This is a genomic window from Pseudomonas sp. R1-7, assembly GCF_051132105.1.
Classification (GTDB): domain Bacteria; phylum Pseudomonadota; class Gammaproteobacteria; order Pseudomonadales; family Pseudomonadaceae; genus Aquipseudomonas.
This window is the reverse complement of record NZ_CP071661.1, coordinates 5,842,343-5,862,901: the sequence shown is the minus strand read 5'-3', so window position 1 is coordinate 5,862,901 and position 20,559 is coordinate 5,842,343. Positions and strand designations below refer to the sequence as shown.

The window sequence follows — 20,559 nt, the reverse complement described above, 5'->3', positions numbered from 1 at the left end:
CGTGTTCGATTACACCTTGACGTTCTGACGGATGTTCCAGCCGAACTTGACCGGGCCGCCTTCCTTGGTGCCGTCGGCTTTCTGCGGCTGGTAGTCGACCAGCACCTTGGCGAAGTTCAGGGTGATGTTTTCAGTCAGGCGATCATCGCTGCCCGAGCCGCCGGTGCTCAGGGAAGTGATCAGCACTTCTTCCAGGTTGATGATCATGTACTCGACCTGGCTTTCACCACCGGCCTTGCGCACGGTCAGCTTGACCTTGTCGACGTGCTTGCCGCTGGCGCAGTGCATCATCAGGTTCGGCGAAGCCTTGTCGACGTACTTGGTCAGCGACAGGTCCTGGATGTTGACCTTGCCCGCGCCACCGCCACTGCCGACGTGCATGTTGCCGGACTGGGACATGCCCCAGCTCCAGTTCAGGACGTCGATCTCGTCTTTGTGGGCCTTGTCCATGGACTCGCCCTTGATGTCGCCGATCTTGATGAAAATATCAACAGCCATGTTTTCTCCCTGTGTGGTCTCTACCACATTGTTTGGTTGACGCTGACCTTGCGAAGTATCGTGTTCAGAACGGTGATCTCTTGTGGGAGCGAGCTTGCTCGCGATAGCGGAGTATCAGGTACAGGCATGACAACTGATCCACCGCCATCGCGAGCAAGCTCGCTCCCACATTGGCCCTTGTTCCGTTCAGTAAAGCTTTACGCGCCCTTGGCCGACGGCAGTTTCGATACCAGGCGCAGCGACACGGTCAGCCCTTCGAGCTGATAGTGCGGGCGCAGGTAGAACTTGGAGTTGTAGTACCCCGGGTTGCCTTCGACTTCTTCGACGATCACTTCGGCGGCAGCCAATGGGTGCTGGGCCTTGGTGGTCTCGGTGGAGTGCGCCGGGTCACCATCGACGTAGTTGAGGATCCAGTCCTGCAACCAGCGCTGCATCTCGTCCTTCTCTTTGAAGGAACCGATCTTGTCGCGCACGATGCACTTCAGGTAATGGGCGAAACGGCAGGTGGCGAACAGGTACGGCAGGCGCGCGGCCAGGTTGGCGTTGGCGGTGGCGTCCGGGTCGTCGTATTCGGCCGGTTTCTGCAGCGACTGGGCGCCGATGAACGCGGCGAAGTCGGTGTTTTTCTTATGCAGCAGCGGCATGAAACCGTTCTTCGCCAGTTCCGCTTCACGGCGGTCCGAAATGGCGATCTCGGTCGGGCACTTCATGTCCACACCGCCGTCGTCGGTCGGGAACGTGTGGGCCGGCAGGTTTTCCACTTCACCGCCCGACTCCACGCCACGGATGCGCGAGCACCATCCGAAGTGTTTGAAGGAACGGTTGATGTTCACCGCCATCGCATAGGCAGCGTTGGCCCAGGTGTACTTGGAGCTGTCGGCGCCGTCGGTGTTTTCTTCGAAGGCGAAGGCTTCCACCGGATCGGTCTTGGCACCGTACGGCAGGCGCGCCAGGAAGCGCGGCATGGTCAGGCCGATGTAGCGCGAGTCTTCCGATTCACGCAGCGAACGCCAGCCGGCATATTCCGGGGTGGTGAAGATCTTGGTCAGGTCGCGCGGGTTCGACAGTTCCTGCCAGGAGCCCATGCCCATCACGGTTGGCGAAGCCGCGGCGATGAACGGCGCGTGCATCGCGGCGCAGACTTTCGACAGTTCGCCCAGCAGCTCCACGTCCGGTGGCGACTGGTCGAAGTAGTAGTCGCCCACCAGGCAGCCGTAAGGCTCGCCGCCGAACTGGCCGTATTCTTCTTCATACATCTTCTTGAAGATCGGGCTCTGGTCCCACGCGGTGCCCTTGAATTTCTTCAGGGTCTTGTGCAGGTCAGGCTTGGAGATGTTGAGCACGCGGATCTTGAGTTGCTCATCGGTCTCGGTGTTGTTGACCAGGTAGTGCAGGCCACGCCAGGCGCTTTCCAGCTGCTGGAAGTCCGGGTGGTGGATGACCTGGTTGACCTGGGCGGTGAGCTTGGCGTCGATGGCGGCGATGATCGACTCGATCGATTTGATGGCGTCGTTGGACACCAGGTCGGTCTGCGCCAGGGCCTGCTCGGCCAGGGTGCGCACGGCGGTCTCGACGGCTTCGCGGGCGCGTTCGGTCTTGGGTTTGAATTCTTGCAGCAACAGCGAGGCGAACTCGCTGGTTTCTTCGGTGGCGCCCAGGTTCTGGGGCTGATTGTCGCGTACCAAATCGTTCATGATCGTTAGTCCTTAAGCCTTGGGCTCTGCGTCGGCGGGCTTCGGCGCGCTCGCCAGGGCCTGCAACAGCGCTGGGTCCTTGATCGCCTTCATGATGATTTCCTCGGCGCCAGTCTTGCCGTCCATGTAGGTCAGCAGGTTGGCCAACTGAGTGCGCGCCTCGAGCAGCTTGTTCAGCGAATCGACCTTGCGCGCCACGGCCGCCGGGCTGAAGTCGTCCATGCTTTCGAAGGTCAGGTCCAGGCTCAGGTTGCCTTCGCCGGTCAGTTCGTTAGGCACATGGAATGCCACGCGCGGCTGCATGGCCTTGAGGCGCGAGTCGAAGTTGTCGACGTCGATCTCGAGGAACTTGCGATCGGCCACCGGCGCCAGAGGCTCGGCGGGCTTGCCGGCGAGGTCGGCCATGACGCCCATGACGAAGGGCAACTGGACCTTTTTCTCGGCGCCGTAGAGCTCGACGTCGTACTCGATCTGCACTCGAGGCGCGCGGTTGCGCGCGATGAATTTCTGAGAACTTTGCTTCGCCACGTTGCTGCTCCTGGTCGCTTGAGCGACGGTGTTGGCGTCATCGGGGGTACCTATGACGTGACTGCGTGATCCGCTCGCTTTTTATTCGCTTTCCGGGCCGCGCAGGTTTTCAAATTGACTCATCCCGTCGGGAATCAGATTGCGCACGATCGCCGCGAAGTCGGCGTGCACCAGATTCTTCGCCCGATTCAACAGCACCGGCAGTGGGCTGGAGGGCTCGTGGCGGGTGTAGTACGCCAGGATCCGGTCCAGGCTGCGCAGCACATCGTCACGGTTGTTGATTTCCCCTGGGACGGTGCTGCGCGGCGCACTCGGTACGCTGGCGTTTTCAACCGGCGCGGTGCTGTCGGGTTCGACGGGATCGGCAAGGTCGCTGTCGCCGCTCTGCGGGGCGAACTGACCGAGAATCTGCAGGGCCATTTTCAGCGGCTGTTTCAACGGGCCGAGGTCCACGCCTTGGGCGGAGCCGACCTGGTCGCTGACTTGCTGTTCGATGGCTTCGGCGGCGCTGCGGGCTTCCAGCAGGGCGGCGCGGATGATTTGCAACTGCTCGGGGTCGCTGTCGAGCAGGGCGCCGGCGAGTTGTTCGGCGCCGAGGTTTTCATCGGGAAAACTTTGCAAGCCGCTGGCATTGGCGGCGGCGCGCAGGCTGACGGCGCCGAACGTCCGGGAGCGGGCCAGGATGCTCTCGCGCAGCAGGCGAATGGTGACGTCCGAGGTCAGGCCGGCGAGGGCATTGATCCGCACGGTGGGGTCGTTGTCGTCATCGGCGTCCAGGCGCGGGTGCAGCTCTGCCCAGTATTGCTTGAGCAGTTCGCTGATCAGCGTCAGTACGCGGGCGAGGCCGGGAATGCCTTCCAGGGCCAGGGAGCTTTGCAGCAGGAAATGCGTGATGCGCAGGTCTTTGCTGCGTTGCAGCAGGTCCAGGCTTTGCTGCTGGATGCTGCGCCACTCAGGGGGCTCGGCAGGCAGGATCGAATCGCCCATGCTGCGTTCGGGCTGGCCTCGGGAATCACGTTCCAGGCGCAAGAAATCCGCGTCATATTCCAGGTCTTCACCGCAAGGCGAATTCGCGGAAACGGCGGCGAGCAACAAAGGCACATCCACTTGGATCGATCTCCCTATCACCCGCTGAAGAAGTCGGGCAGTGCACACGCAAGTTTCGGATGAAACTTGACATGTTCCTTGACGATAATGGCGCTATAAGAGCGAGATGATCTTAAAGTGCCATCATGTATATTCAAGAAGTTGTGCATTTTTGGTGTAGTACTTATCCGTTGTCAAGGTAAGCTATTTCGCCGATGTGACAGTTGTGAGGTGCTTAACAACCCGCGCGACCCATAGGTCGAAGCGCGCACTGAAGCAGGTTTTTTTGTCACGCAGGCCGGTTAAGATCAGCCATTGTGCTGGCAAAAAGCCGTTCCCAGTCGCTAGCAAGGTTTTTGCTACGCACGGGCCGGGGTCCAGGTCTCATGTATCGTCGGCGACAAGAAGTATTCAGCAAGGAGGCGAGATGCCGCTGTGTTTGACTATCACTAGTTATCACAAGATTACTCCCGGACAGTGTTCTGAAAAGACCTTGGGCCAGGGAGTGATGGCAATTGGCCGTAGTTCCGATAATGATTGGGTACTGCCGGATCCGGAGCGTCTGGTCTCGGGCAAACATTGCATCATCCAATACAAGGACGGGCGTTATTATTTGACCGATAACAGCACTAATGGTGTGGAATTGGTCAAGGCCGGTATTCGTTTGCGCAAAGGCAATAGCGAGCCGTTGCAGGACGGCGAGGTGATCCGCATTGGTGACTACGAGATCCAGGCCCGGGTGGACTTCGACCTGCCGATGACCGACAGCAATCCGTTTGCCGAAGCCCCCAGCAGTTTCGAAGCCTTGATGGGGCGCCAGAGCGCCCCGTTGCATACGCCTTCGCCAATGTCCGTCGCCACGCCCGCGCATTTCCAGGGCGTATCGTCGATGGACACCCTGCCGGACCTGTTCGACTTCCTCGCCCCAACCAGCGTCCCGCCGGCCACCCAGCCGGATCATGTGCCGGCCGAGCAACACGACTTCCGTGCGCCGACGCCGATTCCGCCCCCGAGCCCGCCGCCTGTGGTTGAGCCAGTGTTCGAGCCGGTGGCGGTGACATCGGCGCCCGTCATTCCGGAAGACTGGGATTTGTTCAGTGACAAGCCTGCGCCGGTGGCCCCGATTCCTGTCGCGCCGCTGCCTGAATTGGTTTCCGTGCCACCGCTGCCTGTGCTTGAGCCTGTACCTGCTCCGCCAATCCCGATGGTTGAGGTCGTCGCACCGGTTGAATCCGCGCCGCAGCCAGAAGCGCCGGTCAGCCGTGTCGAACCGACGGCCACTCCGGTGCAGACCGCTCAACCCGATCTGCTCCAGGCTTTCCTGCGCGGCGCCGGCCTGGATCAACTGCGCCTGGACAAGGCCAACGCCGAAGCCCAGATGGAAAGCATCGGGCGCAGCTATCGGTTGATGGTCGAAGGCCTGATCGATGTACTGCGCGCCCGCAGCAGCCTCAAGGGTGAGTTCCGCATCCAGCAGACAATGATCCAGCCAGTGGAAAACAACCCGCTGAAGTTCGCGCCCAATGTCGATGAAGCGCTGCTGTTGCTGCTGCGCCATGGCAACCAGGCGTTCATGGCGCCGGATGCGGCGGTGCGCGACAGCTTCGATGATCTGCGCGCCCACCAACTGGCGGTGATGGCCGGCGTGGAAGCGGCGATCAAACATTTGCTGGCGCGTTTCGAGCCGGCACAACTGGAAGAGCGCATGGGCAAGCCCGGTGGGCTGTCAGGCATTTTCAGCGGCTCGCGACAGGCCCAGTACTGGCAGCAATTTACCGAGCTCTATAGCAACATTTCCCGGGAAGCCCAGGAGGATTTCCAGGACCTGTTCGGTCGCGAATTCAGCCGCGCCTACGAAGAGCACAGCACACGACAGCGACGCCGTTGAGCGCCGCCGCCTTATAACAAGACTGACCAAGACAACAACGGATAGCTCAAACGTCATTGAGGACGCAGGATGATTCCCAGGTTTTTACTCGCAGTTGCCACCGCGCTTCTGCTGACGGCGTGCGCCAAGGATGCGGCCAACCCCCAGCCCGAAGAAGCTGAGGCCGACACTGCCGCCATCGAGCTGCATTTCCACGCCATTGCCGGTCTCAACCCCGGCGCCACCGGCCAGCCGGCCCCGGTTCGGGTGCGCATTTTCGAATTGAAAAATGCCGCGACCTTTGGCCGTTCCGATTATTTCGCCTTGGCCGAGCGGGCCCAGGCAACCCTCGGCGCCGACCTGATCGACCAGGACGAGGTGCTGGTCCAGCCCGGCCAACAACTGAGCCTGCAACGCGACCTCGACCCGGCCACCCGTCATATCGGAATCCTGGTGGGCTATCGCGAGCTGGACCAATCGCTGTGGCGCACGGTGATGAATGTCCCGCCGCGCGAATACACCGAATACCAGATCAGCCTCGATGTGCGTGCCGTGCGCAGCGCCGTCGTCGTTCCCCCATCCAGCCCTGCCCAATAAGCAATCGGAGCCCCCATGTCCTGGAACAATCGCGTGGTCTGGTCGGAAGGCATGTTCATTGGAACGCAGCACTTCCAACAGCACGACCGTTACCTGGAAAACCTCATCGACGCACGCAGTCGCCCCTTGTCGGCCGGCGCCTGGGGTTTTTCCGAATTGCTGATCGACCAGGGCCTGCTGGCCCAGGGCAAGCTGGCGATCATCTCGGCCCGGGGCCTGCTGCCGGACGGCACGCCGTTCAATATTCCCCAGGATGACCTGGCGCCGACGCCGCTGAACGTCGATGACAACCTGCGCAACGGCGTGGTGTACCTGGCCTTGCCGCTCAAGCGCGCCGGTTCCCGCGACACCGTGGACGAAGGCGAAGACCTCGGTGCTGCGCGTTATGTCAGCCAGGTGTGCGAAGTGCGCGACGACAACGCGCCGTTCGAAAACCGCGCGCCGGTGGCCCTCGGTTCCCGGGCGTTGCGCTTGCTGACTGAACAGGACGGCATCGGTGACTACGCCGCGATTGGCGTAGTGCGCATCAAGGAAAAACGCGCCGATCGCGCGTTGGTGCTCGATGAGGCCTACATCCCGCCACTGCTGGATGTCATCGCCTCCAAGCCATTGGCGGCGTTCCGCAGCGAACTGCTGGGCCTGCTGCATCAACGCGGCGAAGCCCTGGCTGGGCGGGTGGTGGCCTCGGGTGCCGGTGGCGCCTCGGAAATCGCCGACTTCATGCTGTTGCAACTGGTCAACCGTGCCCAGCCGCTGATCCAGCACCTGAGCCAGTTGAGCCCGCTGCATCCCGAGCGCTTCTACAGCGAGCTGGTAAGCCTGGCCGGCGAGTTCTCCACGTTCACCGCCTCCGGCCGCCGGCCGCAGCAGTACCCGCCTTACCAGCACGATGACCTGGCGCTCAGCTACGCGCCGGTGATGCAGGCCCTGCGCGAAGCCTTGTCGATGCTGATCGACAGCAAGGCGACGCCGATCCCGATTGTCGAGAAAGCCTACGGCATCCACGTGGCGATGCTCGCCGACAAGACCCTGCTCGACAGCGCCAGCTTCATCCTGGTGGTGCGCGCCGACGTGCCCGCCGAAACCCTGCGTGGCCGTTTCGGCCAGCAGAGCAAGGTCGGTTCGGTGGAACACATCCGCGACCTGGTCAACCTGCAACTGCCGGGCATCGGCCTGCTGCCGCTGCCGGTGGCGCCCCGCCAGTTGCCGTACCACGCCGGCTCCACCTATTACGAATTGGACCGGGGCAGCGACCACTGGCAGCAACTCAGCAACTCCGGTGGCTTTGCGTTCCATATCGCCGGTCAGTTCCCAGGGCTGAACCTGGCGTTCTGGGCGATCCGAGGATAAACCGCGATGAGCAACGACGATCGTACCCAGTTCATGCCGACGCCCGGTGGCCGTGGCGCGGATCCGTTTCGTCCGGACCCGGCACGCCAGCAACCGGCACCCGCACCGGCGCCGCTGTCGATGCCTGCCGCGCCGGTCCTGACGGGCAAGGCCCAGGGCCTCAATCCGCTGGAAAGCGCCGCCGGCCCGCTGCTGGCCTTGTTGACGCGCCTGCGAAGCACCATCGCCCACCCGGCACCGGCCAGTTTGCGCGCCCAACTGTTGGCATACCTGCGCCAGTTCGAAGAGCGCGCCGAGGCCGCCGGCGTGGTGCGCAACGATGTGTTGCTGGCCCGCTACGCCTTGTGCACCGCGCTCGATGAGGCGGTGTTGAGCACGCCGTGGGGCGGCACCAGTGACTGGGGCAAGCAAAGCCTGCTGATCACCGTGCACAACGAAGCCTGGGGCGGCGAGAAGGTGTTCCAACTGCTGGAGCATTGCCTGCAAAGCCCGCGCGAGCGTCTGTATCTGCTGGAGCTTTTGTACCTGTGCATGTGCCTCGGCTTTGAGGGCCGCTACCGGGTGATGAATGACGGTCGCAGCCAACTCGAAGCGTTGCGCGAACGTACCGCTGGCGTCATCCGCAGCGCCCGTGGCGAGTACGAGCGCGAGCTGTCGCCGCACTGGCGCGGTGTCACCGTGGCCCGTGATCGACTGGCGCAATTCATGCCGCCGTGGATCGCCGTGGCCATCGGCGTGGCGTTGCTGTTGGCGTTGTTGTTCGGCCTGCGCATGAAGCTGGCCTCCGATGCCGAGCCGGTGTTCAAGAACATCCACTTCCTCGGTGAGATCCCGGTGCAGACCATCGATCGCCCCGTGGTGCAGCCGAAAGTGATCGAGCGCCCACGCCTGGCGGGTTTCCTCGCGGATGAAATCCGCTCCGGCAAGGTGGCGGTGGAAGACGCCGTCGATCGTTCGGTGGTGACCATCCGTGGCGATGAACTGTTCGCCTCCGGCAGCGCCAGCATCAAGGACGATTTCCAGCCGTTGATGCTGCGCATCGCCGACGCGGTGCGCAAGGTCAAGGGCCAGGTGCTGGTGACCGGACACAGCGACAATCGCCCGATCGCCACGCTCAGGTTCCCATCCAACTGGGCGTTGTCCGAGGCCCGGGCCCGTTCGGTGCTGGACATTCTTTCGGCCAAGACCGGCCAACCCGAGCGCTTCAGCGCCGAAGGCCGCAGCGACACCGAGCCGCTGGCGTCCAACGCCACCACGGAGGGACGTGCGCGCAATCGTCGGGTTGAAATCACAGTGTTGGCGGAGGGGGTCGAGTGAAGGCGTTTTTCAGTTTCATGACCCGCTGGGTCATTCCATTGCTGGGGCTGATCGCCCTGAGTCTGATCATCTGGTTCGTCGGCCCGCTGCTCGATTGGCTGGTGCCCGAAGGCCGGCGCTGGGCGTTGATCATCCTGGTGTTCGCGGTGTGGATCGCCTACCGGGTGTTCCGCATTATCCAGGCCCGCCGCCAGGCGGCCGAAGTGATGCGCAGCCTGGCCGCGCAGACCCCGCCGGACCCCACCAGCATCGCCACTGCCGAAGAGCTCGAAACCCTGCGCCAGCGCATGGACGAAGCCTTGGCCTTGCTCAAGAAAGCCAAGCTCGGCGGTGACGAGCGCCGTAACCTTTATGAGCTGCCGTGGTACGTGATCATCGGCCCGCCGGGCTCGGGCAAGACCACCGCGCTGGTCAACTCCGGGTTGCATTTCCCGTTGGCCGCGCAGCTCGGCGCCGGTGCCGTGCGCGGCGTAGGCGGCACGCGCAATTGCGATTGGTGGTTCACCGACGAGGCCGTACTGCTCGACACCGCTGGCCGCTACACCACCCAGGACAGCGATGCGGCCGTCGATAAAGCGGCGTGGCTGGGCTTCCTCGGCCTGTTGAAAAAACAGCGGGCGCGTCGGCCGATCGATGGCGCGTTCATCGCCATCAGCCTCTCGGACTTGCTGTTGGGCAGCGACGCCGAACGCGCCGCCCACGCCGCGGCGATTCGCTTGCGGATCCAGGAGTTGTACACCCAACTGGGCGTGCGTTTCCCGGTCTATCTGATGCTGACCAAGCTCGACTTGGTGCCGGGCTTCATGGAGTACTTCGACAGCCTGAGCAAGGAAGAGCGCGCCCAGGTCTGGGGCATGACGTTTGCCCTGGACGACGGCAAGAGCAACGACAGCCCGCTGGCGCACCTGCAAAGCGAATTCGCCCTGTTGGAGCAGCGTCTCAACGACCGCCTGGTCGAGCGCCTGCAACAAGAGCGCGACCCGGCGCGGCGCGATTTGATCTACGGCTTCGCGCAGCAGTTCGGCGCGTTGAAGGACTGCCTGCAAAGCTTCCTTGACGGCGTGTTCAAACCCAATGCCTTTGAAGAACGCGTGTTGCTGCGCGGCGTGTATTTCACCAGCGGCACCCAGGAAGGCAGCCCGATCGACCGCTTGATCGGCTCCATGGCCCAGAGCATGAACCTGGACCGCCAGCACCTGGCGCGCCAGACCGGCACCGGGCGCAGCTACTTCATCGAAAAACTCTTCACCGCAGTGGCGTTTGCCGAGCGCGGGTTGGTGGGTGTCGATCCTAAGGTCGAGCGGCGGCGCAAATGGATCGCCCGTGGCGTGCTTGCCTCCACCGTGGTGTTGGTATTGGTGGTCAGCACGTTGTGGTGGGTCAGCTACCGCGCCAACCAGGCCTACATTGCCCAGGTCGATCAAAAAGTTGCCCCACTGGGCCAGACCGTGCAGAACCTCAGCCCGGCCCAGCGCGACGTCCTCGCGGTGCTGCCGCTGCTCAATTCCGTCAAGCATTTGGCCGACGATGCGCCCGACTGGGCCGAGGGCCTGGGCCTGTACCAGGGCGACATGCTCGAAGCCGAGTCCGGCAGCGTCTATCGCAAGCTGTTGATCGCGGTGTTCGCGCCGCGCCTGCTGACGCGCATCGAAGAGCAACTGCACAGTGGCGGCAATTCGGATTTCCTCTACGAAGGTTTGAAGGCGTACCTGATGCTCGCTGATAACGAGCATTACGATGCCGACTTCATCAAGGCCTGGATCGCCCTGGACTGGGATCGCAGCCTGCCACGCGATCTGCCGGCCGAGCAGCGCCAGGCCCTGACCGGGCATTTGCAGGCACTGTTCGAGCGCCGTCCACCGACCGCGCGCCTCGACCCACGCCTGATCGAAGACCTGCGCCGCCAGTTGCAACAACTGCCGGTGGCCCAGCGCGTCTATGACCGCATCAAGCGCCAGAAACTGCCGGAAGGCATCCCGGACTTTCGCATCAACGAAGCCGCCGGGCGCGACGCCGCGCTGGTGTTCAGCCGCAAGAGCGGCAAGCCATTGGGCGAACCCTTGAGCGGGTTCTTCACCGTCAAGGGCTACCGCCAGGGCTTCCTGCTCAGCAGCCTGAGCCAGACCGGCACCCTGGCCGAAGAACAATGGGTGCTGGGCCACGAAGAGGCCGACCAGCAGAACGTCGCCAGCCTGGCCGCCGATGTGCGTCGCCTGTATTTCCAGGACTACATGCGCCAGTGGGACGCCTTGCTGGCTGACATAGACTTCGTGCCGATCACCAGCGTGGCCCAGGCCGCCGATGTGCTGCGGGTGATTTCCGGCCCGACCTCGCCGTTGAAAAAACTGCTGGTGGCGGTGGCGAAGGAAACCGACCTGCAACAGGACGAACGACTGTTGGCCGCTCAAGGCGTGCCGGCGGGAGACGGCGTGGACAAGCTCAAGGAACGCCTCGGCAGTCTGCTTGGCCAAGAGCAAGCAACGTCAAACGCGCCGGCCGCGAACGATGATCCGATCACTGCGCATTTCGCCGAGCTCAACAGCATCGTCAACAAGAACGAAGGCGAACCCGCGGCCATCGATGGCCTGCTGTCCGATATGAATGCGCTGTACGTGCAAGTCAGCGCCATGGTCGGTGCCAGTGGCGATGCCTTGCTCGGCGAGGCCAAGAACCAGGCGTCGGCCGCCGCTACCCGCGTCAGTCTCAATGCCGAGCGCCAGCCGCCGCTGGTGCAAGGCCTGGTCAAGTCGGTGGTTAATTCCACCACCAATACCATGATGGGCGGGGTGCGCAATCAACTGAACGCCGCCTGGGCCAGTGAAGTGGTGAACATCTATCGCCAATCCCTGGCCGGGCGTTATCCGATGTCACCGGGCAGTGCGCGGGACGCGACCCTGGATGACTTCGGCCAGTTCTTCGGCGTCGGCGGGGTGATGGACAACTACTTCCGCAAGTACCTGCAACCGTACGTGGATACTTCGACGCAGACCTGGCGCTGGCAGCCGGGCGCGGCGCAGAAGCTCGGCATTTCGCCGGGCGTGCTGCAGACCTTCCAGCGTGCGGCGACCATCCGCGATGCGTTCTTCCGTTCCGGCGGGACCCAGCCGATGGTGCGCTTCGAGCTGAAACCGGTGGCGATGGACTCGACCATCACCCAGTTCCTGCTTGACCTCGACGGCCAGCAGTTGAGCTACGACCACGGCCCGAGCCGTCCGACCGCCATGCAGTGGCCGAACCCTGGCAGCATCGGCGTGGTGCGGATCTCGATCATGCCGCCGTCGTCCAGCGGTCGTTCCGGCATCACCCTGGACGGGCCGTGGGCCTGGTTCCGTCTGCTGGAGCAATCGGACCTGACCGCCGGCAACTCACCGGATCGCTTCAACCTGCGGCTGCGGGTCGATGGCGCCAGCGCCTCTTATGAGCTGCGGGCCAACAGCGCCTTCAATCCGTTCAAGAGCCGAGTGCTCAGCGGCTTCAGCCTGCCGGAGCGGCTATGAGTAAACCGGGCTTCTATGGAAAGTTGGCCAGCCGCGGGGATTTTGTCAGCCGTGGCTTGCCCCAGAGTTTTATCGGGCCGTGGGATTCGTGGTTGGCGGCGGGTTTGCTCGCCAGCCAGGCCAGCCTCGGCGAGCGTTGGCTGGACGCCTATCTGGTCAGCCCGCTGTGGCGCTTCATGGTCGCGCCCGGTGTGTGCGGGCCGGATGCCGCAGTGGGCGTGGTGATGCCGAGCATCGACCGTGTCGGGCGCTATTTTCCGCTGACCATCGCGGTGCTGCTGGACCCGGATGCCGACCCGGCCTCGGTGGTCGGTGGCGCGGACGAGTGGTTCGAGCGGGTCGAGAACCTGTTGCTGAGCACGCTGAGCGTCGAGGCCAGCTTCGAAGCCTTCAACGAGCAGCTGGAAACCTTGGGCGGCCCGATGTACCTGCCGCGCACCCCGAGCAGTCGCTTCGCCAGCCTGCATCGCTTCGACGCCACCGACCCGCAGCGGCGCATGAGTGCCCTGGCCGAGTCGTCCTGCGAAGGCGGGAGCCTGTGGTGGGGCCAGGGTTCGGAGCGCATCGCGCCCGGTTTGATGCGCTGCCAGGGATTGCCGGCGGCGGCTGATTTTGCGCAATTTTTGCTCGGCCAAGAAGGTGTTGTGTAGATGCGTCCAAGTGCCGGAAAAGCAATCAAGTCTGCAAGCAAGAGCCACGTCGGCATGGTCCGCCAAGTCAACGAAGACGCCTGCCTGGACCTGCCGGAAAACGGCCTCTGGGTGGTGGCCGACGGCATGGGCGGACACGCGGCGGGCGACTACGTCAGCAGCTTGATCGTCGACAGCCTGCGCGGCATTGCCGTGGGGCGTTCGCTGGATGAATACGTCGCGGCGCTGCAGAGCGACCTGCTGCGGGTCAACGCCGCCGTGCGGGAAGAAACCGCCAACCGTGGTGTGATCATGATGGGCAGCACCGTGGTGGTGCTGGCCGCCCGCGACCTGCGTGGCATGTGCCTGTGGGCGGGTGACAGCCGTTTGTATCGCCTGCGCGACGGCGCGCTCGAAAGCATCTCCCGGGATCACAGCTACGTCCAGGACTTGCAGGACAGCGGCCTGCTCAGCGAGGCCGAGGCCCGCGTGCATCCGCGCGCCAACATCGTCACCCGCGCCATCGGTGTCGAGGCGCAACTGAACCTGGCGCTGACCGAACTGCTGTTGGTGCCCGGCGACAGTTACCTGTTGTGCAGCGACGGCCTGACCAAGACCGTCGAGGACGAGGAAATCCGTGAAGTATTGGGCCACGACGAGCCCGGCGAAATCGCCAGCAGCCTGGTGTCCCTGGGCCTGATGCGCGGCGCGCCGGACAACATCACCGTGGTCGTCGTGAAGGTGCCGTCATGAGCTTGACCCTGAACATTGTCATCCCCGGCTACGACATCGACGGCGAGATCGGCGAAGGCGCGATGGCCAGCGTGTACCTGGCGACCCAGCGTTCGCTGGAGCGCAAGGTGGCGTTGAAAGTCATGGCGGCAGCCTTGGCCGCCGACCCGACGTTCTGTGAACGTTTCCTGCGCGAAGGCAAGACCCTGGCGCGCTTGTCGCACCCGCACACCGTCACCATCCATGACATCGGCAATGTCGGTGAGCTGTATTACATGGCGATGGAATACCTGCCCAACGGCACGCTCAAGGAACGCATCGCCGCGGGCCTGACGCCGGAGCAGGGCCTGACCTACATTCGCCAGATCGCCTCGGCCCTGGGTTATGCCCACGGGCTGGGATTGGTCCACCGTGACGTCAAGCCGGCCAACATCCTCTTTCGCGCCGATGGCACGGCGGTGCTGTCGGACTTCGGCATCGCCAAGTCCCTGGACGACCGCACCCAATTCACCCAGGCCGGTTTTGCCGTCGGCACGCCCAGCTACATGAGCCCGGAACAGGCCCGTGGACAAGACATCGATGGCCGGGCCGACCTTTACGCCCTGGGCGTGGTGCTCTATGAAATCCTCGTCGGCAAGCTGCCATACACCGGCAATGACGCACTCTCCACGGCCCTGGCGCACCTGACCGAACCGTTGCCGGAGCTGCCGGTGCATCACGGCCGTTACCAGGACGTGTTGCGCAAGCTGCTGGCGAAGGATCCGGCGGAGCGTTTCCCGGATGCGGCGGCGCTGCTGAAGGCGTTGGATAACCTGCCAGATGCTTCGGTGGAAGCAACGCTGATCCGGCCGTTGTCGTTTGAACTGCCAGTCACGCCTCCGGTGGATGACTTGGCGGGCCTGACGCCCATGTCCATCGACATTCCCAGCGGCCCGGCTTACTCACAACCGCAGCCACAATCGCAGTCCGAGCCGGTTTCACCGACGGTCAAGCCGACGCCTCAGTCAACGGTGTCTGAGCAGCGCAAGGGGCCGGTGTTCGCCCTGGCTGCCGTTGCGGTGGCCGTGGCGCTGGCGTTGGGCGGCGCGGGTTATTGGTGGTTCGCCGGTGACGACGGCAAAGAGGTGAAGACGCCAGTGGCCACGACCACCTCGGTCAAGCCGCCGCAAGTGTCGCCACCGAAGACCCCCGACGTGCCTGCGGCTCAGCCGCCCTTGGCGACCGAGGCCGATGGCGGCCAGCGTCCGCTGCTGATGGCCGGCAAGAAAACCCTGTTCCAGCGCGTGCTCAGCAAGCCGGGCGCCAAATTGGCCGCCGAGCCGGGCGCCGCGCCGGGCAAGGCATTGCCAGCGTTTTCCGTGCTGTACGTCTACCAGCGCAAGGACGTGGACGGCAATGCGTGGGTGCGTGTCGGCGCGGCCACCGACGGGCGCAGCGACGGCTGGTTGCCCGCCGCCCAGCTCAGCGATTGGAAACAGAGCCTGGTGCTCAAGTTCACCGAACGCTCCGGCCGCGCGCCGGTGATGTTCCTGCGTCAGCCCGGCGAAGTGGAGAAGCTGTTGGCTAACCCGTCAGCCGCCAAGAACGCGCTGCTCAAGGCCCAGCAAAATCCCCAGGACAATCAGCAAGTGCTGGCCCTGGAACCGGCCGCCAGCGCCGTGCCACAGAACCAGTTTTATCTTTTGCCGATTTTCGATTCCCGCGAAAGCTTCGACGATAACGGCCAGCCGGTGCAGTTGTTGAACGTAGCGTCCATCGACCCCGGCACCGCGCAAAAGGCTGCGACCAACACGCCGATCACCACTGCCAACGCCGACGCGTTCCGTACCGCCGTGGTGCTGGTGGTGGACACCACCGTCTCCATGCAGCCCTACATCGATCAGGTCCGCGACGTGGTGCACCAATTGCAGACCCGCATCGGCGAACGTGGCGAACTCGACAGCGTCAGTTTCGGCATGGTCGGTTTCCGCAGCAGCACCAAGAAGACCCCGGGCCTGGAGTACACCGCCAAGACCTTGATCACCTTGGAACAGGGGCGCGACCCGCAACGCTTCCTGGACATGGCGCGGCAGGTCAAGGCCTCCACTGTGTCGAGTCATTCGTTCAACGAAGACGCGTTTGCCGGTGTCATGGAGGCGGTGGAAGGCATGGACTGGTCCGGCTACGGCGGGCGCCTGATCCTGCTGGTCACCGATGCCGGTGCGCTGCGCAAGAACGACCCGTTTGCCGCCACGCAAATGAACGAAGCCGAGGTGCGCCAGGCGGCACTGGGCAAGCAGATCAAGATCTACGCCCTGCACCTGCTCAGCGACGCCGGCAAGAAAACCCACGCCGGCGCGCAGGTCCAGTACCGCACCTTGACCGCCGACGCCAACCCGCAGATCGGCGACCTCTACATCCCGGTGCCGGGCGCCGACGTGCGCAAGTTCGGCGAGCGCGTCGATGAGATCGGCTCGGTGTTCGCCGACCTTGTCCATCAAGTGCGCAGCAACAAGCCGCAGAGCGTACCGTTGCTCAGCGCCGCGCCAAGCCTGGCCGACAAATCGGCTGCGGTCGGCTATGCAATGCACATGGACTTTTTGGGCCGCAAATCCGCCAGCCAGGCGCCGCAACTGGTCAGTGCCTGGACCGCCGACCGCGACCTGACCAACCCGGCGCTGCCGGCGTTCCAGGTTTGCGTGATGCTGACCAAGCTGCAGCTCAACGACCTGCAGCAATCGCTGAAACTGATCGTCGACGCGGCGCGCAAGACCCAGAGTTCGCCCAAGGATTTCTTCCAGGAAATCGCCAGCGCCAGCGCCTACATGAGCCGCGATCCTTCGGCCCTGCGCAAGGGGGGCAACCTTGCCACGGGCGGGATTCTCGGCGAGTACCTGGAAGGGCTGCCGTACCGCAGCAAATCGCTGAACATGACCCAGGATTTGTGGCTGTCGTTGAGCGTGGCCGAGCAGGAGGATTTCATCGACGAACTCGAATCGAAGATCCGCCTCTACGAAACCTTTCACAACGACCTCGCCAACTGGGTGCGCTTCGGCGATGCCGAGCCGGGCGATGCGTTGTACCGCGTTCCGTTGTCGACGCTGCCGTGATGCTGAACCTGAGCGCGGTGCACAAAAGCCGGGGTGCCGGTGGCCAACGCTACAGCCTGGTGATACCACGGCTGCAATTGCGCGCCGGTGAACAACTGGCGGTGGTCGGCCCCAGCGGCTGCGGCAAGAGCACATTGCTGGACTTGCTGGCGCTGGTGCTCGCGCCGGATCAGGCCGGGCAATTCGACTTCACGCCGGCCAACGCGCCGCTCGACATCGCCAAATTGTGGCGTGCGTCGCAACAAGGCACCTTGGCGGAGCTGCGCAGCCGTCACCTGGGCTATGTTCTGCAAACCGGTGGCCTGCTGGGCTTCCTGGACGTACGCGGCAACATCGAGTTGTCGCGCAAACTGCTGGGCTTGAAGGATGACGGCAGCGTGAAGCGCCTGGCCGGACAATTGGACATTGCCGATCAACTGGATAAAAAACCGGCGGACCTTTCTGTCGGCCAACGCCAGCGGGTCAGTTGCGCCCGGGCCTTGGCCCACGGCCCGCGCCTGCTGTTGGCCGATGAACCAACCGCCGCCCTCGACCCGCTGAACGCCGAGCGCGTCATGCAGTTGCTGGTCGCCCAGGCCCGCGAGCACGGCGTCTGCTGTGTGGTCGCGACCCATGACGAGGCGCTGGCCCGCGCCAGTGGTCTGCAGGTGCGGCGCATCAGTTGCCGTCGCGACGTCGACGGCGGCGTCACTGCCACGCTCGGGGAGGCTTGCTGATGCGCGGCGCGCTGGTGGCTTCCCTGGCCTGGCAGGATTACCGCAACGACGCCTGGCTGTCGGCGTGTTCGGTGCTGGCGTTGGTGGCCGTGGTGGCGCCGTTGCTGGTGTTGTTCGGCCTGAAGTTCGGCTTGGTCAGCAGCCTGACCGAGCGCTTGGAGCGTGACCCGGCCACGCGGGAAATCATCCCTTTGGGTGGTGGTCGTTTCAGTGCCGGATTCGTCGAACAACTGGGTCAGCGCAGCGACGTTGCCTTCGCCTTGCCGCGCACCCGGCAGATCGCCGCGACGGCGGATTTGAGCAGCGAGGCATCGGTGGTCACGGTCGAGATGATTCCCACGGCCGCTGGCGATCCGTTGCTCGAGCATCTGCCGGTGCCGCAAGGCGTGGATCAAGTGGTGCTCAGCCAGACCGCCGCTGAAAAGCTCGGGGCCAAGGCCGGTGATTGGTTGCAGGCCAGTTTCGGTCGGCAAGTGGCCGGTCGCAGCGAGGCGCAGCGCACTCGCGTGCAGGTGTTACATGTGCTGCCACTGGAGGCCTTCGCCCGGGATGGCTTGTTTGCCCCATTGGCGTTGCTGGAGGCCGCCGAGGATTACCGCGACGGTCGTGCCGTGCCCGCGTTCGGTTGGCCGGGCGATGCGGTGGGCGAGGCCGGGCAGCGGGTCTATCCGGCGTTTCGCCTGTACGCGCGCAACCTCGGCGATGTCGAGCCGCTGCGCCAGTACTTCGCCGCAGAGAACCTGTTGGTGTCGACCCAGGCGCAGACCATCGCACAAGTGCAATCGTTGAGCCGCAACCTGTCGATCGTGTTCTGGATCATCGCCGGGCTGGCCTTGGCCGGCGCGTTCGCGGCGATCTTTGCCGGTGCCCTGGCGGCGGTCGAGCGCAAGCGCCGGGAACTGTCGGTGTTGCGCCTGTTGGGCGTGTCCACGGCGGCGCTGTTGTTGTTCGTGGTGTTGCAGGCGCTCTACAGCGCCACGTTTGCGGCCCTGCTGAGTGCCGGCCTGTATGGGCTGGCGCAGTCGGGCCTGAATCATTTATTTGCGCAGATGCCCGGCGAGTACGCCAGCCATCTGTTGGTGCGTCACTACACCTTGGCCCTGGTGGCCGTGCTCGGCGTCAGCGCCGTCGCGGCGGCTTGCGGTGGCTGGCGGGTGGCGCGCATCCAGGCGTGTGAAGGAATTCGCGATGTATAAATTACTGGGCGCCGCCGTGGCGCTGAGCCTGGCCAGCCTGGCCTGGGCCGATGAGAGCACGGACAAGCTGGACAACCCCAAGCCGTTGCCCGACGACGTCAGCCTGCCGCTGCCATGTGAAGGGCAAATGGTGTTCCGCTACGTCTACATTCTCGCCCAAGGCACGCTGGACGATCGCGAGATCAGCCTCGGTTATCCGTTCAGCGAGGGCGAGGCGGGCTATCAACAGTCGTTCATCTCCGGTTATCGCCGGGACTTCATCAACGGCCAGTTCACCCTCAAGGACCTGCCCAAGGACTGGAACAAGACCATCACGCCGTTGATGCCCAAGACCGACGCCAAGACGCCGCTCAAGCCGATGCTGTACTTCATCGGCAAATACGAAGTCACCGCCCGCCAGTACGCCCAGGTCATGGCCCAGGCCCAATCCCTGGCGAGCGGTGAGCCCGCGCCGGCCTGCGAGGCGCTGCTGGCCGAGCTGCCCCAAGGCATGGCTGGGCGGTTGCCCAAGGTGAAACTGTCGAAGTTCGAGGCCGAGCGTTTCTCGGCGGTGTACAGCGCCTGGCTGATGAAATACCACAAGGACTTGCTGCCAGTGAGCGGGCGCGGCAGCTCCGCGGAAGACGGCGGGTTGGGCTTCGTGCGCCTGCCTACCGAAGTGGAATGGGAGTTCGCCGCCCGGGGCGGCCACGCCGTCAGCCGCCAAGACCTGGAAGGACGCCTGTTCCCCCGGCGTCTGGAAGGCAGCGAAAGCGACGGGCCGCTGGCCGATTGGGCGGTGTTCAACCAGGTCGCTGGCGGCACCGGCCAGGCAGCGCGGCTGATGCCCATCGGCACCAAATTGTCGAACCCAATTGGTTTGTTCGACGTGGTGGGTAACGCAGCCGAGATGGTCCAGGAATCCTTTCAGTTGGTGCATGCCGGTCGCCGCCAAGGCGCCTATGGCGGCTTCGTGGTCAAGGGCGGTAATTACCTGGAAGGCGAGGGCACGCTGTTCACCGGCATGCGCCGCGAGTACCCGCTGTTCGCCGCCGACGGTACCGAGCAAAGCAACGAGACCACCGGTTTCCGCGTGGCCGTCGGCGCGTTGTCGGCGCCGCGTTCGCGCTACAAGGAATTGTTCGCCCAATGGCAGAAGGAAGGCCGGCTCGCGTCCCTGACCGATGCCATCGATGACGCCGACGACCCGACCAAGCGACTGGACAGCATCATCGCCGCCAGCGCCGATCCGCGCTTGCAAGCCGAGTTGGGCCTGGTCAACGAAGAGCTCAAGCGCAACGTCTCGCTCATCGCCCAGCAGCGCGAGGAAGCGGCGGGCAATCTGATCCAGTCTTCGGCCCTGGTGGCCGAGACCATCAACAACTACAACATTCGCCTGACCAACCTGCAGAACAGCCGGCAGGCGGCCTTGGATGCCAAGGATGAGGCCAGCGCCACGCTGTTCGCCACGGCCATCGACAACGGCCGCAGTGCGCTGGACGGTGCGGTGGCGATCTACATCGACAACCTGGCAACCGGCACGCGCTACACCGATGCTGTGATCCAGGCGCAGTTCCAGCGCATCAAGGAAGAGCTTGAGCGCAAACCGGTACTGGGCAAGAGCCTGGTGGCGCGTGCAACGTTATTCGTTCGTCATGTCGGGGATTATCGTCAGCAGAAACGAGCCGACCCGGCGGCGATATTGAAGGAATTGCTCGCATCGAGTGCTCAGCGGTCTTGAGTGTTCGTTGTCAGCGAGCTTGGAAGGGACTCAGGCGGCGATG

Annotated in this window: 15 protein-coding genes; 11 read left to right on the top strand and 4 right to left on the bottom strand. The window is 64.0% G+C overall.

Going from position 1 to position 20,559, the window contains the following annotated elements; translation table 11 throughout:
* Positions 1–9: 9 nt before the first annotated feature.
* From J3P79_RS26595 to tssA, 4 genes are all read right to left on the bottom strand, one after another.
* Entirely contained in the window at positions 10–498 is a 489-nt protein-coding gene (locus J3P79_RS26595) for an Hcp family type VI secretion system effector (RefSeq protein ID WP_030138239.1), read from the bottom strand.
* 197 nt (positions 499–695) lie between these two features.
* Positions 696–2,192: a type VI secretion system contractile sheath large subunit gene (tssC, locus tag J3P79_RS26590; protein ID WP_030138240.1), complete on the bottom strand. Its 1,497-nt coding sequence runs from the start codon at positions 2,190–2,192 to the stop codon at positions 696–698.
* A 12-nt stretch (positions 2,193–2,204) separates the two neighbouring features.
* Complete coding sequence (gene tssB, locus J3P79_RS26585) at positions 2,205–2,720, bottom strand: type VI secretion system contractile sheath small subunit (RefSeq protein ID WP_025216163.1); 516 nt, start codon at positions 2,718–2,720, stop codon at positions 2,205–2,207.
* A gap of 81 nt (positions 2,721–2,801) precedes the next feature.
* On the bottom strand, positions 2,802–3,827 hold the full coding sequence (tssA, locus tag J3P79_RS26580; protein WP_434606996.1) for a type VI secretion system protein TssA: 1,026 nt from the start codon (positions 3,825–3,827) through the stop codon (positions 2,802–2,804).
* Positions 3,828–4,233: 406 nt separating this feature from the next.
* Here tssA and tagH point away from each other — a divergent pair, with 406 nt between their 5' ends.
* The 11 genes from tagH to J3P79_RS26525 all read left to right on the top strand — a co-directional run bounded on the left by tagH (position 4,234) and on the right by J3P79_RS26525 (position 20,516).
* Positions 4,234–5,694: a type VI secretion system-associated FHA domain protein TagH gene (gene tagH / locus J3P79_RS26575; protein ID WP_434606993.1), complete on the top strand. Its 1,461-nt coding sequence runs from the start codon at positions 4,234–4,236 to the stop codon at positions 5,692–5,694.
* 69 nt (positions 5,695–5,763) lie between these two features.
* Positions 5,764–6,270, top strand: coding sequence for a type VI secretion system lipoprotein TssJ (gene tssJ, locus J3P79_RS26570; protein WP_434606989.1), 507 nt, complete (start codon positions 5,764–5,766; stop codon positions 6,268–6,270).
* A 15-nt stretch (positions 6,271–6,285) separates the two neighbouring features.
* A complete protein-coding gene (gene tssK, locus J3P79_RS26565; protein ID WP_434606986.1) occupies positions 6,286–7,620 on the top strand; it encodes a type VI secretion system baseplate subunit TssK in 1,335 nt (444 codons plus the stop codon).
* A 6-nt stretch (positions 7,621–7,626) separates the two neighbouring features.
* Positions 7,627–8,937: a DotU family type VI secretion system protein gene (locus J3P79_RS26560; protein ID WP_434606984.1), complete on the top strand. Its 1,311-nt coding sequence runs from the start codon at positions 7,627–7,629 to the stop codon at positions 8,935–8,937.
* Positions 8,934–12,434 (top strand): type VI secretion system membrane subunit TssM, encoded by a 3,501-nt coding sequence (tssM, locus tag J3P79_RS26555; protein WP_434606981.1) that lies wholly within the window; start codon positions 8,934–8,936, stop codon positions 12,432–12,434. The genes J3P79_RS26560 and tssM overlap by 4 nt, the downstream gene beginning before the upstream one ends.
* Positions 12,431–13,084: a type VI secretion system-associated protein TagF gene (tagF, locus tag J3P79_RS26550; RefSeq protein WP_434606978.1), complete on the top strand. Its 654-nt coding sequence runs from the start codon at positions 12,431–12,433 to the stop codon at positions 13,082–13,084. Before tssM ends, tagF begins: the two co-directional genes overlap by 4 nt.
* A complete protein-coding gene (locus tag J3P79_RS26545; RefSeq protein WP_434606976.1) occupies positions 13,085–13,816 on the top strand; it encodes a PP2C family protein-serine/threonine phosphatase in 732 nt (243 codons plus the stop codon).
* Positions 13,813–16,884 (top strand): serine/threonine-protein kinase, encoded by a 3,072-nt coding sequence (locus J3P79_RS26540; RefSeq protein WP_434606973.1) that lies wholly within the window; start codon positions 13,813–13,815, stop codon positions 16,882–16,884. Before J3P79_RS26545 ends, J3P79_RS26540 begins: the two co-directional genes overlap by 4 nt.
* Positions 16,884–17,600 (top strand): ABC transporter ATP-binding protein, encoded by a 717-nt coding sequence (locus J3P79_RS26535; RefSeq protein WP_434606972.1) that lies wholly within the window; start codon positions 16,884–16,886, stop codon positions 17,598–17,600. The genes J3P79_RS26540 and J3P79_RS26535 overlap by 1 nt, the downstream gene beginning before the upstream one ends.
* Positions 17,600–18,796: an ABC transporter permease gene (locus tag J3P79_RS26530; protein ID WP_434606970.1), complete on the top strand. Its 1,197-nt coding sequence runs from the start codon at positions 17,600–17,602 to the stop codon at positions 18,794–18,796. Before J3P79_RS26535 ends, J3P79_RS26530 begins: the two co-directional genes overlap by 1 nt.
* Positions 18,789–20,516: a formylglycine-generating enzyme family protein gene (locus J3P79_RS26525; protein ID WP_434606967.1), complete on the top strand. Its 1,728-nt coding sequence runs from the start codon at positions 18,789–18,791 to the stop codon at positions 20,514–20,516. The genes J3P79_RS26530 and J3P79_RS26525 overlap by 8 nt, the downstream gene beginning before the upstream one ends.
* Positions 20,517–20,559: the final 43 nt, after the last annotated feature.